The following is a 14,626-nucleotide window of genomic DNA, read 5'->3' as shown; positions in this document are numbered from 1 at the left end:
TCAATGTCAGCCGCCCCGGTGTTCGCAGGGCGGCGACCGGTTTACTTCAAGGTATCCATACGCTGCCACAGCTTGGCCGCTACCTTGCGCGCCTGGGCGTAGATCGGTTCCACATCGAACGGGAACTGGCGATCCTGATAGACCATACGGCCTTCCACCATTACGCTGTTGACGCTGCCAGCCCCCATGCCGAAGGCCAGATGTCCGCCGATATTTTGCGCCGCCAGCGGCGTGGGTGACGAGTAGTCGCAGATGGTCAGATCCGCTTTGTAACCGGCGGCCAGGCTGCCGAAGTTGGCGCCAAAGTTGCGCGCCAGCAGTTGGTTACCGTTGGCCAGGAAGCGGGCAAAGCTATCCGGCCACAGCGGCCCACCCGCATCACGGTGTTTGAAGAAGGCAAACTTCAGCTCTTCAAACATGTCTGAGCCGATGCCATCGGTGCCGAGCGCCAGGTTGCGGTACTGCGCTAGCTGATGGTTATAGCCCACGTGGTTGTTCATATTGGAGCGGGCGTTGTGCACCAGGAAGGCATCCTGCTGGTTGATCAGCTCGATATCCGCTGCAGACAGATACAGACCGTGGGCGACCAACGTTTTTGACCCGATCAGGTCGTATTGCGCCAGGCGCTCGATCAGATCCTTGCCATATTTGTCGTGGCTATGGGATACGTCATAGCTGTCCTCGGCGGCGTGGATATGCAGACCACGGCCGGTACTTTTAACCGCCGCTTGCAGCATCTCCAACCCGGCATCAGAAACCGTGAACGGTGCGTGAGCGCCAATATGCGCCTCCACCAGGTAAGGCTCCTTACCGGCTTTTTTGGCGACGTCGATCAACTGGGCAAAGGCAATATTCTCCTCCACGCCAGCCCGTAGTTCGCGCTCCCCGCCGTTGCGATCGGTGGTTTCAAAACAGGTCATGCCACGCAGCCCGGTCTCGATAAAGCCTGCGCGCAGGGTTTTCAGCGAACCGGCGATAAAGTTGGGCGAGGCGTGGTGATCGATCACCGCCGTACAGCCGCTCTTGATGGCTTCCAACGAGCAGATCAGGCCGCTGTAATACAGCGATTCCTCATCCAGCGCCCGATCCAACCGCCACCACAGGTTCTTCAGCGTGGAGATAAAGTCCGGGCTGGGCGCGATGTTGGCCATAATCCCGCGTGATAACCCGGAGTAGAAATGGTTGTGGGCGCACACAATCCCTGGCATCACCCATTTGCCGTGCATATTGCGCACTTCCGCCTGGGGATATTTGGCCGCCAACCCTTGCCCCACCTCTTTGATCAACGCCCCTTCAATGGCGATATCGATACCGTGCTGTACGCTGGCGGGGTCGAGCTGCACGCCGGTTGCATTGGTTAATATCAGCATGACTACACCTCCACCTGGCCAAGGAGATAATGATGATGAGTGTGCACATGGCTGATAATGCGGCACATCTCCTCCAGTTCCGGCGGCACTTGCTCAAGCTGGCCGTCGCTATCGATCTGCAGTTGGTAAAGCTTGCCGTCCTGCCGTACGCTGACCTGCGCCCCATCCACCAGGAACCCTGGATTGGTGCTGTTGGCAAAGTCCTGCGGCAGGCTGTAGATCGTCACTTTGTCTTGGTAAGGCTTACCCTGCCACGGGCAGAACTGGGCGCAGTTGCCGCATTCATTGCAGTAGGCATCCAGATGCAGGGTCTGGAAACGATCCTGGAAGCCCGGTATGGCAATCGACACGTTGGCACGGTTCGGGCAAACGTCGACGCATTTGCTGCACACGTAGTTACATTCCAGACAGCGCTGGGCCTCTTGGGCCACGAAGGCTTCGCGCTCGGTTTTATCCACCAGCGCTACCGAAATAGCGCCTTTGCGGCGATAGATTTCCGCCGGATCGACGTTCGACCAGTATTTGTCGGCGTGATGGGTTTTGACGTTCTCCCGCGCCAGCACCGTTTCAGCAGCGTTGCGGGCGCTACCGATGGCAGCAACAATGGATGACGGGCCACGCTGCACGTCGCCGATCAGGAAGACGTTAGGCCGGGTAGTTTCGCCGGTGGCGGTGTTGACCTGCGGATAGCCTGCGTCATCCAGCGGTACGCCCAGCTTATGCAGCACTTCCTCGTCAGCCTGCTCGCCAATGGCGGTGATCAAGGTATCCATTTGCAGCGTCAGGGTCTGTTCGGTGGCGACCGGGCGGCGGCGCCCCTTCTCGTCCGGCTCTCCCAGCGCCATCACTCTGGCCGTCAAGGTACCGTTGGCATCAAAGTGTTCCGGGTTGGTGAGGAACATAAACTGCACGTTGTCCTCTACCGCCTCCTGATACTCTTCACGGTAGGCTGGCATCTCATTGAGCGTGCGGCGGTACAGCACGGTGACGTCCTGCACGCCAGGCACCTTCAACGCGGCCCTGGCACAGTCCATTGCCGTGTTACCGGCACCGACCACGGCCACGTGTTTGCCCAGGTTCATCGGCTTACCGAGGTTGAAATCGCGCAGGAACGGCAACGATTTGTGGACGTTGCGGTTATTGCCCGCCAGCTTCACGCCGCTGTTTTTATCGGTGCCGATACCGATAAACACGTAGTCAAAGCCCTGCTGTTGCAGTTTGTCGACGGTCAGATCGGGATCGCAGCCATAAACCATCTTCACGCCGTGGGCGGCCACGAAGTCGATATCGTGCTCGATAAGCTCCGCCGGGATGCGGAACTGTGGAATGATGTTTTTCACCACCCCGCCCGCATTGGCCTCGCGCTCAAATAACGTAACCTGATACCCGGCCCGTGCCAGGAAATACCCAGCGGACAGACCCGCCGGGCCAGCGCCCAAAATGGCGACCGGACGTTTGCTGCCAGAGCCTGCCGGTTTATGCCAGCGGCGCTGATACTCATCCCAGCCCTTCTCCAACGCCACTTTTTTCAGTTCGCGGATGTTCAGCGCGCTGTCGTAATCAAGACGGGTGCAGTTGTACTGGCACTGGTGATCGCAGATATGCCCGGTAATGGCTGGCAAGGCGTTACGCTGATAAATCAGCTCCAGCGCATCGGCATAGCGCTGTTCGCCCAGCAGCCGGATATATTCCGGGATATCCTGTTTAATGGCGCAGGCGGTGACGCAAGGAGCCACATAGCAGTCAATCATCGGTAATGGGCCACCCGCGTCGATGCGATCCGTTGATTTCCAGTGTTTCTGGGTGTATTCCATGCTGACGGCCTTGTCTGCCAGCGCTTGCAGCTTATCGACATCGATGCGCGTCATCTGCCAGCTATCGGAAGCGTCCAGCTCTTGCATGCACTCCGTCAGGCGTAAATAGCCACCGGGCTTGAGCAGGTCGGTGGCCATGGTGATTGGCCGGATGCCGGTGTCAAAAATCTCGCGGACGTTAAACTTGCTTGCTCCGCCGGAATAGGAAATCGGCAGCTCCCCGTTGAACTCGCGGGAGAGAACCGCCGCCACGTTGATGGAAAGCGGGAACAGCGCGCGCCCGGACATATACATCTCTTCGCCCGGCAAGGCGCCTTTATGGTTGATCGCCCCCAGGGTATTGGTCAGTTTGACCCCGAAACCCAACTTCTGCTGTTTCCCCAGGTCGGTCAGGCGGTGCAACATCGCGATCGCCTGCTCCAGTTTGAGATCGTGCTCGAAAGACTCTTCTTTCAGCCCGACATAATCAAACCCGCAGCTATCCAGAATGGCACGCACACGCGGATAACCCAGCAGCGTCGGGTTTAATTTGACAAAGGTATTGAGCCGTTTCTCTGCCAGCATATAGCGGCAGATGGCTTCAATTTCATCTGGCGGGCAACCGTGCATGGTCGAAAGGGTAATACCGCTGACCAGTTGCGCTGGAATATGCTCTGGCAACTGTGCCAATGCCCCGCGTTGGGCGGATAAGGCGAACTGGCTAATAAAGCCCTCGTCCTTAACCCATGCGGCAAGAATATGTTGATACTCGGCATATTTCGGGTGCTGTGCAGAGTCCATCATGTTATGGATAAAGTCCTGCATCGGCGGCTGTTTAATCCCGTCGAGGTTATAACCCACGCTCATATTGAAAATGAAGGATTTACTTTCCCCCTTGGCCCGTGGATCAAACATCTCTTCCAGCAGGTGCAGGGCAAACCAGGCTTTTAAATATTCATCATAGGCTTTGAGCAGCGTGAACTCGGTTGACCATTCGGTGTTGAAGCATTCGTCTTCGGCATCGATACAGGGCTTTTCCAGCTCCAACCGATCGAGGATCTGCACGGTTTTCAATTCGATAAAGCGCCCGCCGGTCAACCAGGAAACGATGATATTCTGCGCCAACTGAGTATGCGGGCCTGCGGCCGGGCCAAGTGGCGTTTCACAACTTTCATTGAAGACGTTAATCCGCCGATCGTCATGTTTGCGATAAAACTGCTTTTCTGGAATACCAAAAATAGACCGGCTCTCATGATATTCATCAAAAATCCGGGTTAACAGCGCCTTGAACGGAACGGGACGCATTAAATCTCCCATAGCTTTATCTCCTTGCGGCGAAATGCCTGAATGATGAGTCTGTAAAAACCTGAGGACGGTTTTCCACAGCGGATAGGCATAACGCAGCAACAATCAGGCCAAATCTCCCTACGGGGTTGGGCAGCAGTTAAATTCGTGAGGTAGTTCTAATTGTTAATTTTATTTGTGAACGGGCTCACTATCGCAACTGAGAATAACAATCAGTGCAGGTAGTCGCTTAATCATCAAGGCTACGCTAATAGAATCAATTATCAAAAAAACATCGCCAGCTATCACTTTGATACGGCCAAATAGCACTTCGCTTAAAAACGAGACCGCAATCGATAAAGTATGAATGTTTGCCAAATATCGATTACATCAAGGTTGTTTGCGATTAAATCGGCACTCTATCCTGAAAAAACTGCATATTGGTTATCGGTTAAATCACCGTTATTTACCCCGTTTTCTGACTCACAAAATAGGCTATTTATGACGCCCAGCTTCAGAGAATTATTCAGTGAGGAATATCACCGCCTCGATCGGGGCCAGCCGCTGCTGATCGCCCTGATTGGCGCCGGGGGGAAAACCAGTACCCTGCACTGGCTGGCGCAGGCCTTTTATCACCAGGGCAAACGCGTGCTGTTCACTACCACCACCAAGATGTACTTGCCCAACGCTGCCGACTACCACCACCTATTGATAGGCCAACCGCCCACCGCCAGCAGCACCCCGGCCATTACCGCCTGCTTTAGTCATTATCAGCCGCAGGATAACAAGGTTATCGGGTTAACCCCCGAGCAAATCGACGCAATCAAACAGCATGGATCCTTCGATGTGATCCTGGCCGAGGCGGACGGCTCCCGAGGGTTACCCCTGAAAGCCCCGGCAAGGCATGAACCTTGCATCCCCTCCCGCAGTGATTGTGTTATCGCGCTAACCGGAGGCCAGGTGATCGATCGTCCCGCAGACCCACAGCAAATTCACCGTTGGGCGATTTTCTCCGCGCTGACGGGGGTCACTGCCGGTGAAATACTGGATCACCGGGTATTCGACACTCTGATCTCGCACCCTGAAGGGATGTTCAAAGGTACGCCCTCTCAGGCGCGGCGGGTCTGGCTGATCAATCAGGTTTCTCATTGTGATAATCAACTGGCAGCCAGGTGGCAAACCCTGCTGCGGCCAGAGCTGGCGCTCAGCGCCATCTGGTTTGGCGCAGTGCAGGAGACCCCGGCGATCCACCACCTGATACGGCGCTTAACACGATAATATTTCTGAGGTTATTGACGAGGTCATCATGAATATCTTCGCCGAAGCTGCACGTTTAGAAGAACAAAACCGGCCCTTTGCGCTCGCCCAGATTATCGAAAGCCGTGGATCTACACCGCGCCATTCGGGACAGATGCTGGTGATGGCCGATGGTGGCTGTATTGGCACCATCGGTGGCGGCATGATCGAACGCCTGGTGATCGAACAGGCAATTGCCGCTATTACGGAGCGCAAGGCCAGGGTGTTTCATGGCCGTATGGCACGAACCGGGCAGGACGCGGTAGGCTCGGACTGCGGAGGCGCGATGTCGGTATATATCGACGTGCATGGTCTACGCCCGCGCCTGATATTGATCGGGGCCGGGCACGTCAACCGCGCCATCGCCAGCGCCGCCAAGCCGTTGGGCTTTGATATTCACGTTGCCGATATCTACCCGGCCAGCCTCGACCCGGCGCTATTTCCGGTGGGCACTACCCTGGTTCATGGCGAGACCTTCTCAGAGGCCATCGACAAGATGAATATTGATCCGGCCAACTTTGTGATCATCGCCACCAACAATCAGGATTGCGAGGCACTCAACGTGCTGATCGAGCAGCCGTTGCGCTATCTGGGATTGCTGGCCAGCCGCCGCAAGGTGCAGACCTTTACCCAACAATTGCGCCAGCGCGGCGTAGATGATGAGAAGCTCGCCAAACTCCATGCCCCAATCGGCTACAACATCGGCGCAGAAACGCCGGAAGAAATCGCTATTAGCGTGCTGGCTGAACTGCTGCAAGTGCGCAACCAATCTGCTGGCGGGCTGATGAAAAATGACATCCGCTTAACGCGCGACAAACTGGTGGTGATCCGTGGCGCAGGCGATATCGCCACCGGCGTGGCGCTGCGGCTGTATCATGCCGGCTTTCAGGTCATCATGCTGGACATTGCCCAGCCGACCGCCATTCGCCGGACGGTGGCATTTGCTCAGGCGATGTTCGACGGCAAAACCTGCGTGGAGGGCGTCACCGCCTGTCTGGCCAACGACGTCAACGAAGCCTTCGATATCATCAACCGTGGCGAGATCCCGCTGCTGGTTGACCCAGAGACCCGTAGCCTTGAGCAGCTCAAACCCCGTTTTCTGGTGGATGCCATCCTGGCCAAGCAAAACCTGGGGACCCATCGCAATATGGCCCCGATCACCGTGGCCCTTGGCCCTGGTTTCAACGCCGGGCAGGATTGCGATGCGGTGATCGAAACCAATCGCGGCCATGCGCTGGGCCGGGTGATTTATCAAGGCTACACCCATCCCAATACCGGCATTCCCGGTAATATCGCTGGCCACACCACCCGCCGGGTGATCCGTGCACCCGCCGATGGCATTATGCAATGTCGCGTCGCTTTGGGGAATTTGGTGCAGGAGGGGGATGTGGTGGCCCACTGCGGCGAGGTGCCGGTGATTGCGCCGCTTTCCGGTATGGTGCGCGGTTTGCTGCATGATGGGCTGGAGGTTAAGACCGGTACTAAAATCGGTGATATCGACCCACGCGGTACGTTGGCGGATTACACCACGGTGTCAGATAAGGCGCGGGCCGTCGCCGGGGCGGTGCTTGAAGCCATGATGAAACTTGGGCGCAATAGAGACTGCTGACTCACAAGGGGCGCGAATGAGCGCAGCATCCAGCGCCCCTACAAGTGAGCCTGGTGTCTGTGATTAATGGCTAATCACCGTGCCGGTTTTGCCTTCAATGCCCTGCTGAGCCTTGCTCAATACCGTGATCAACGCCTGACGCCCTGGCTTGGATTCGGCAAACGCCACCGCCGCTTCTACCTTCGGCAGCATTGAGCCTTTGGCAAAGTGCCCTTCTTCGATAAAGCGCTGGGCATCGGCAATGCTCAACTGCTCCAGCCATTGCTCATTCGGTTTGCCAAAGTTGATCGCTACCTTTTCCACTGCGGTGAGGATGATCAGCATATCGGCATCGATCATCTCTGCCAGTTTGGCACTGGCCCAGTCTTTGTCGATCACCGCGCTGGCTCCCCGCAGATGGTTACCTTCGCGGATCACCGGAATACCCCCGCCTCCCGCGGTGATCACCACCTGCCCGGCCTCCATCATGGCGCGTACCGTTTCTTTCTCGACGATGTCGATCGGCTTGGGCGAGGCAACGACCCGGCGGTAGCCACGGCCCGCATCTTCTACCATGCTGTAACCGTTCTTGGTCAGTTGGCTGGCTTCGGCCTTGGTAAAGAACGAACCAATCGGCTTGGTGGGATTGAGAAACGCCGGATCGCTGCCGTTAACGATCACCTGGGTGATCAAAGTGGCAACCGGTTTAACGATATTGCGATCGAGCAACTCTTCACGCAGGGCGTTTTGCAGATCGTAACCTATATACCCCTGGCTCAACGCGACGCACACCGACATCGGCAGCATCGGCGTATGGGCTTCACTTTTTGCCGCCGCCTCAAACGCCAGGTTGATCATGCCCACCTGCGGGCCATTGCCGTGGGTGACCACTACCTGGTGACCGTGCTCGATTAAATCGACAATCGCCCGCGCGGTGGTTTTGACCGCCTGCATCTGTTCCGCCAGGCCCTCACCCAATGCGTTACCGCCCAATGCCAGCACTATTTTCTTGTTCATGTTGATCCTTGTTGTTTAGTGAGGTGTTACCCCATTTTTGCCGCGATCTGGGCATTGAAAGGCCGACGACGCAAGAACTGCCCGTACCCTTGCCGCCCGGTAAATTCGCCATTACGCGCTACGACCTCGCCCCGGCACATCGTCAGCACCGGCACGCCCTGGCACTGAAAACCTTCATAAGGGGAATAATCCGCCTTGTCATGAAGCCGATCATGGCTGATAGCCGTGGATTGGCGCGGATCAAAGATCACCACGTCAGCATCTGCACCGGGGTTTAGATTGCCTTTACGCGGCCACAGGCCGAACAACCGCGCCGGGTTGCTGCTGGTGAGCGCCACAAAGCGTGAAGGGGAAATCCGTCCGCTCATCACTCCGTGAGAGAACAGCAGCATCATGCGATTCTCGACCCCAGGCAGGCCGTTCGGGCAGCGGGTAAAGTCCCCTGCCGCCATTGCCTGCCGTTGGTGGTAAGGGAAAGTACAGTGATCGGTAGCGACGGTATCGATCGAACCGTCGGCAATGCCCACCCATAGGCGATCCAATTCCCGTTGGTCACGCAGCGGCGGGCTGAGGATGTATTTCGCCCCATCTTCACGCAGGTAACATTGTTCGTTGAGCAGCAGATACTGCGGGCAGGTTTCTACCCACACCGGTTGGCGCTGTTGGCGTGCCAGACGCAAATAATCCAGCCCCAGCCCATTGGATAAATGGACGATGTACAGCGGCGCGTTGTCTGCCAGATGGGCCAGATTGATCATCCGGCCAATTGCTTCAGCCTCACATTCCAACGGGCGGCTTAATGCGTGATGGATCGGCGCTGTTTTACCTGCGGCCACTAGCTCAGCGCGGCGCAGAGCAATCGCGGCATCGTTTTCTGGGTGAACGGTAGTCAATGCCCCAACCTGCCGCAACTGCCTCAAGGCTCGCAGCACGTCGGTATCATTGATCTTGTAGAGATAGGTCAGATACAGCTTAAAGCTGCTGATCCCTTCGTCATGCACCATGCTGGCCATCTCTTCGAGAATGCCGTCGTCAATATGCTGGATCACGCCGTGAAAGCCGTAATCGATCGCCGCATTGCTGGCCGCATACTGGTGGTAGACGTTGAGCTGATGATGAAGATTGCTGCCCGCCGGGCCAAATCCCATATGATCGATAATGGTGGTAGTGCCGCCACAGGCCGCCGCGCGGGTGCCGCTGAAAAAATCGTCGCAGCTGCGGGCGATGCCGACATCGATATTGAAGTGGGTATGGACATCAATGCCGCCGGGCATGACATAGCAGCCGGAAGCATCAATCACCTCACAATGGCTATCGGCTTCGATCGCTGTGTCACGCTGGCAGATCACCCCGTTTTCAATCAACAAATCCTGAGGATACTGCCCGTCGCTATCAACCAGAATGCCGTTCTTAATCAACTGCTTCATTGCTGGCACTCCATAAAAAAATCCGGCGGAGGGTGCCGGGTATTTAACCGTGTGATGCTTGCTGGATAAGGTGTTACTTGGACCCCTCACCCTAACCCTCTCCCACAGGGAGAGGGAACCGATCGAATTCGCGGATGTTTTAGCGTTCTTCCTGGAGAAGCAGAGGTTCGCCAACTACATCACCCTCGTTACAGATGAAATTTGCACATTTGAAATCACTCTGCACCAGCCCCCTCTCCCTGTGGAGGCCGATCGAGTTCGCTGATTTCTATGTGTAATACCTTTCCTCTTGTACCCCACTTTCCGAAGCTGCACGGACCAACCACAGGCTCCGGACAGCTCCCTCTCCCTGTAGGGACCGATCGAGTTCGCTGATTTCTATGTGTAATACCTTTCCTCTAGCCCCCACTTTCCGAAGCAGTACGGACCAACCACACACTCCGGACAGCTCCCTCTCCCTGTGGGGACTGATCGAGTTCGCTGATTTCTATGTGTAATACCTTTCCTCTAGCCCCCACTTTCCGAAGCAGTACGGACCAACCACACACTCCGGACAGCTCCCTCTCCCTGTGGGGACTGATCGAGTTCGCTGATTTCTATGTGTAATACCTTTCCTCTAGCCCCCACTTTCCGAAGCAGTACGGACCAACCACACACTCCGGACAGCTCCCTCTCCCTGTGGGAGAGGGTTGGGGTGAGGGGACGCTTATTTCTGCAACTCTTCCAGATAAGCCAAAGGCACCGCAGCATACATAGCCGCGCAGGTCACCAGATGGTCTTTCCAGGTTTTCTCGTTCGGCGCGTGGGCTTCAGGCTCCTTGCCCGGACCGAAACCGATCACCGGAATACCGTGGCGCCCCATGATGGAAACCCCGTTGGTTGAGAAGGTCCACTTATCCACCACCGGCTGCTTCTTGAACAGGCCCTGATAGGCCTTGCTCAGGGTTTTCACCGTGATGTGATCTTCTTCGACCTTCCAGGTTGGGAAGTAGCATTCGGTTGGGTACACCAGACCGGTGTAGGACGGACGGCTATAGTCATACATCGACACGACTGCCTTGGCCGCCTGTACCGCTGGTAACGCACGGATCTCGTCCAACGCCCCTTCCCAGGTTTCGCCCCAGGTCAGGCGGCGGTCGATAGATACCGCACAGCTGTCTGCTACCGCACAGCGGCTAGGTGAGGTGAAGAAAATCTCTGAAACGGTGAGCGTGCCTTTACCCAGGAAATCGTCATTGCCCAAGTTGCCGGACAGCTGTTGCAATTCGTTGAGGATTGGGCCCATTTTGAAAATGGCGTTGTCACCACGCTCCGGTGCCGAGCCGTGGCAGCTGATGCCTTGCACATCCACGCGGATTTCCATACGGCCACGCTGGCCGCGGTAGATCTGGCAGTCGGTCGGTTCGGTGCTGATCACGAACTCTGGGCGGATGTTGGATTGCTCAATAATGTACTGCCAGCACAGACCGTCGCAGTCTTCTTCCTGCACGGTGCCGGTCACCAGCAGCGTATACTGATCTTCCAGCCCCAGATCCTTGATGATTTTGCCCGCGTAAACCATGGAAGCCATGCCGCCTTCCTGATCCGATGCGCCACGGCCACCGATGATCTCGTCGTTTTCCATGCCCTGATACGGGTCAAAGGTCCAGTTCTTGATGTTGCCAATGCCGACGGTATCAATATGCGCGTCCATCGCAATCAGGTGTGGGCCGTGGCCGATATAGCCCAGGATGTTGCCCATCGGGTCAATCTCGACCTTGTCGAACCCGACCTTCTCCATCTCTTTCTTGATACACAGCACCACCCGTTTTTCGTCACAGCTTTCACTCGGGATGGCGATCATGTCCCGCAGGAAGCGCGTCATCTCATCTTTGTATTGGTAGGCTTTCTCTAACACCAATTCGAAAGGAATTTGCTTTGCCATTGTGTTCTTTCTCCAATTTTTTATAACCCCTCGCTGCTGCGAGAGGTTGAGTAATCTGACGGCGGTGGTTAAACCGGAAGCTTCCCTTCCCACACCACTTCGCGATAGTGCTTCACGTCGGTATCGCCTTCGGAGCTGATTAACAGCACTACCGACTGGCTATTCAGACCGAGTTTTTGCATCAGCTGCGCACGTTGCGGGCTGTGATGTACCGCAGCCAACACGCCCAACCCCACGGCACCGGACTCGCCGGAGATAATGCGCGGATCGTTACCCAGCGGATTACCCAACACTCGCATCCCTAACGCCGCCACGCTGTCCTGGCAGGAAATAAACTGCGTGGCGCAGTTACGCAGCAACGGCCAGCCCAAGGGGTTAGGTTCACCACAGGCCAGACCGGCCATGATGGTGGCCATATCGCCGCCCACATTGACGATTTCCCCTTTTACCCCGGAGCGATAAACACAGTCGGCCAGCTCGGGTTCGACAATCACCGAATGCAGCTTATCCGCACCAAACACGTCTACCAGATAGCCCAGCACGCCCGCGGCCATCGCGCCGACACCGGCCTGTAACAGCACATGGGTTGGCCGCTCGATCTGCATCTGCCGCATCTGTTCGGCCGCTTCGTCTGCCAGCGTGGCGTAACCCTGCATGATCCAGGTTGGGATCTTGGTATAGCCTTCCCAGGCGGTGTCCTGCACCACTTGCCAGCCGCGTTCCTGGGCCGTTTTCATGGTCAGGCGCACGGTATCGTCGTAGTTCATATCGGTGACGATGCACTCGGCACCCAGGTTGAGAATGTGATCCACCCTCTCCTGCGCCGAGCCTTTAGGCATATACACCACCGCATGCTGGCCTAGCTGTTGCGCCGCCCAGGCAACCCCCCTGCCATGGTTGCCGTCGGTGGTGGTGGCGAAGGTCATCTTCTCGGTCGCCGTGGCTTTGAACTTTTCAAAAGAAAACGCATTAATATCAATCTGGTACTTTTCACACAGCAGCTGAGCAATGGCGTACGCACCGCCGAGCATCTTGAAGGCGTTTAAACCAAAGCGTTTGGACTCGTCTTTGACCAGGATTTTCCGCACGCCAAACAGCTGCGCGAGATCGTCCAACGCGCATAACGGCGTTGGCTGATAACCCGCGATCTTTTTATGAAACTCGCGCGCTTTCTGCGCTTGCGCCTTAGAGAACAGAGGGGAGGTTTCGCCGTTAAAATAACGGTTATCCTCTATCGCCACTTTCAATGAAAAAACCGACATAACCGCTACCTCTTCTGGTCGCATTAACTTTCACCGCGCAGGGACACCGCCCGGTATCCCTGACCAGGTAAATTTATTTAATGCGTTTTTCTGCTTCTTTCAGTAATTGATCCAACACCAGACCCGGGTTGGAGAATTTGCGCGCCATGATCATCGCCGCGATGATATAAGGCTTCCAGCTGGCTTCCTTATAGGTGGCAATACGGTACTTCTCGAATACGCTGGCACAGACTTCCCCTTCACTGCAGGAGACATCGGTGATGTCCGCTGGCAGGCAGTGCATATAGAGCGCTTCGCCGCCTTTGGTCAGCTTCATCATCTCTTCGGTGCAGTGCCAGTTTTTGTAGTAGGCGTTTTGCGCCAGGCACTGTTGCTCCAGCGCCTTGAGGCCCGCGTGATCGTTGGCACGCAACAGATCGGTACGCTGCTCCATGACCTTGTACGGCGCCCAGGATTTCGGATAAACGATGTCCGCGCCCTGGAAGGCTTCGGCCATCGAGGTCACCTGCTGGAAGCTGCCGCCAGAAGCAGCGGCGTTGTTCTTCGCCACCTCGATCACGTCTGGGATCAGGTCGTAACCTTCCGGATGGGCCAGCGTCACCTTCATGCCAAAACGGGTCATCAAACCAATGATGCCCTGCGGCACCGACAGCGGTTTGCCATAGCTGGGCGAATAGGCCCAGGTCATGGCGATCTTCTTGCCTTTCAGGTTTTCCAGGCTGCCGAAGTGCTCCTGCAACCAGGCCAGATCCGCCATGGCCTGGGTGGGGTGATCGATATCACACTGCAAGTTGACCAGTGCTGGGCGCTGTGGCAGCACACCCTTCTCAAATCCTTCATCCAGCGCGGCCCCCACCTCACGCATATAGGCGTTGCCTGCCCCCAGATACATGTCGTCACGGATACCGATGGCATCCGCGCAGAAGGAGATCATATTGGCCGTTTCACGCACCGTTTCCCCGTGGGCGATCTGCGATTTACCTTCATCCAGATCTTGCTGCGCCAACCCCAGCAGGTTGAGCGCCGAGGCATAAGAAAAACGGGTACGCGTGGAGTTATCACGGAAGATGGAGATGCCTAAGCCACTGTTGAAAATCTTGGTGGCAATGTTTTCTGAGCGCATGGTTTTCAGCGATTCCGCCAGCTTGAGCACCAGTTCCAGCTCGTCACGGCTCTGTTCCCACGTCAGTAAAAAGTCCTTTTGATGTAAATTGGACTTTAACGCGCTTATTTCCTTAATTAACTGGTTAACTGTTCTCATCTTTGCCCCTAAATAGAGAGTGTAGTGGTGATCCGTTAAAACAAGTGCCTAACCTTGGAATAACCAATACGCTTTTTCAGCGTCTGGCTACAGGACAATCAATAAGCGTGCCAACAAGGGGAAAGTTAAGCTGCGTAACATAAAACTGCGGAGTATTATGATGGCGATCACATAAAACGGGACTTTCGGGGCGGTTAACGTGAAATTTACAGTCAGGGTGTTGCTGGCAAGGGATAATTCCCTGCAGCGTGAATCTGCCATTTATAATTATCAGCCTTTCTCGCGACCCAAAATGATAGGAATTAGCGTGCAGTATCATTTTGATAATAAAATGTGATGCTAACAGCAGAATCTCTATTCTCTATGGGATTAGCTTGATGACTATCAAATTATAGCTGGCCGTA

The 14,626-nt window shown here is 55.9% G+C and carries 9 protein-coding genes; 2 read left to right on the top strand and 7 right to left on the bottom strand.

What is annotated here, in order from left to right:
* Positions 1-41: 41 nt before the first annotated feature.
* Both ssnA and ygfK read right to left on the bottom strand, forming a co-directional pair.
* On the bottom strand, positions 42-1,370 hold the full coding sequence (gene ssnA / locus KGP26_RS11405) for a putative aminohydrolase SsnA (protein WP_223665448.1): 1,329 nt from the start codon (positions 1,368-1,370) through the stop codon (positions 42-44).
* 2 nt (positions 1,371-1,372) lie between these two features.
* The gene (ygfK, locus tag KGP26_RS11400) at positions 1,373-4,480 is read right to left on the bottom strand and encodes a putative selenate reductase subunit YgfK (protein ID WP_223665447.1); all 3,108 of its coding nucleotides are present in this window, start codon (positions 4,478-4,480) and stop codon (positions 1,373-1,375) included.
* 468 nt (positions 4,481-4,948) lie between these two features.
* On the opposite strand from ygfK, the gene yqeC reads away from it, so the two are divergent.
* Positions 4,949-5,725 carry a selenium cofactor biosynthesis protein YqeC gene (gene yqeC, locus KGP26_RS11395; protein ID WP_223665446.1) on the top strand — a complete coding sequence of 259 codons (777 nt, stop codon included), beginning with the start codon at positions 4,949-4,951 and terminating at the stop codon, positions 5,723-5,725.
* A gap of 28 nt (positions 5,726-5,753) precedes the next feature.
* Positions 5,754-7,352 carry a selenium-dependent molybdenum cofactor biosynthesis protein YqeB gene (gene yqeB / locus KGP26_RS11390; RefSeq protein ID WP_223665445.1) on the top strand — a complete coding sequence of 533 codons (1,599 nt, stop codon included), beginning with the start codon at positions 5,754-5,756 and terminating at the stop codon, positions 7,350-7,352.
* Positions 7,353-7,415: 63 nt separating this feature from the next.
* Here the strand turns inward: yqeB and arcC are convergent, their stop codons facing one another.
* The 5 genes from arcC to ygeW form a co-directional block, all read right to left on the bottom strand.
* Positions 7,416-8,348 carry a carbamate kinase gene (gene arcC, locus KGP26_RS11385; protein ID WP_218519490.1) on the bottom strand — a complete coding sequence of 311 codons (933 nt, stop codon included), beginning with the start codon at positions 8,346-8,348 and terminating at the stop codon, positions 7,416-7,418.
* A gap of 26 nt (positions 8,349-8,374) precedes the next feature.
* A complete protein-coding gene (hydA, locus tag KGP26_RS11380) occupies positions 8,375-9,775 on the bottom strand; it encodes a dihydropyrimidinase (RefSeq protein ID WP_223665444.1) in 1,401 nt (466 codons plus the stop codon).
* A 706-nt stretch (positions 9,776-10,481) separates the two neighbouring features.
* Positions 10,482-11,699 (bottom strand): YgeY family selenium metabolism-linked hydrolase, encoded by a 1,218-nt coding sequence (locus tag KGP26_RS11375; RefSeq protein ID WP_186486189.1) that lies wholly within the window; start codon positions 11,697-11,699, stop codon positions 10,482-10,484.
* Between the two features lie 68 nt (positions 11,700-11,767).
* Positions 11,768-12,961, bottom strand: a complete 1,194-nt coding sequence (dpaL, locus tag KGP26_RS11370) for a diaminopropionate ammonia-lyase (RefSeq protein ID WP_059200461.1) — start codon at positions 12,959-12,961, stop codon at positions 11,768-11,770.
* 73 nt (positions 12,962-13,034) lie between these two features.
* The gene (gene ygeW, locus KGP26_RS11365; protein ID WP_021804807.1) at positions 13,035-14,222 is read right to left on the bottom strand and encodes a knotted carbamoyltransferase YgeW; all 1,188 of its coding nucleotides are present in this window, start codon (positions 14,220-14,222) and stop codon (positions 13,035-13,037) included.
* Between the last annotated feature and the right edge of the window lie 404 nt (positions 14,223-14,626).

This window comes from Serratia sp. JSRIV002 (assembly GCF_019968725.1).
Lineage (GTDB): Bacteria > Pseudomonadota > Gammaproteobacteria > Enterobacterales > Enterobacteriaceae > Chania > Chania fonticola_B.
This window is presented reverse-complemented; position numbering and strand designations above follow the sequence as displayed.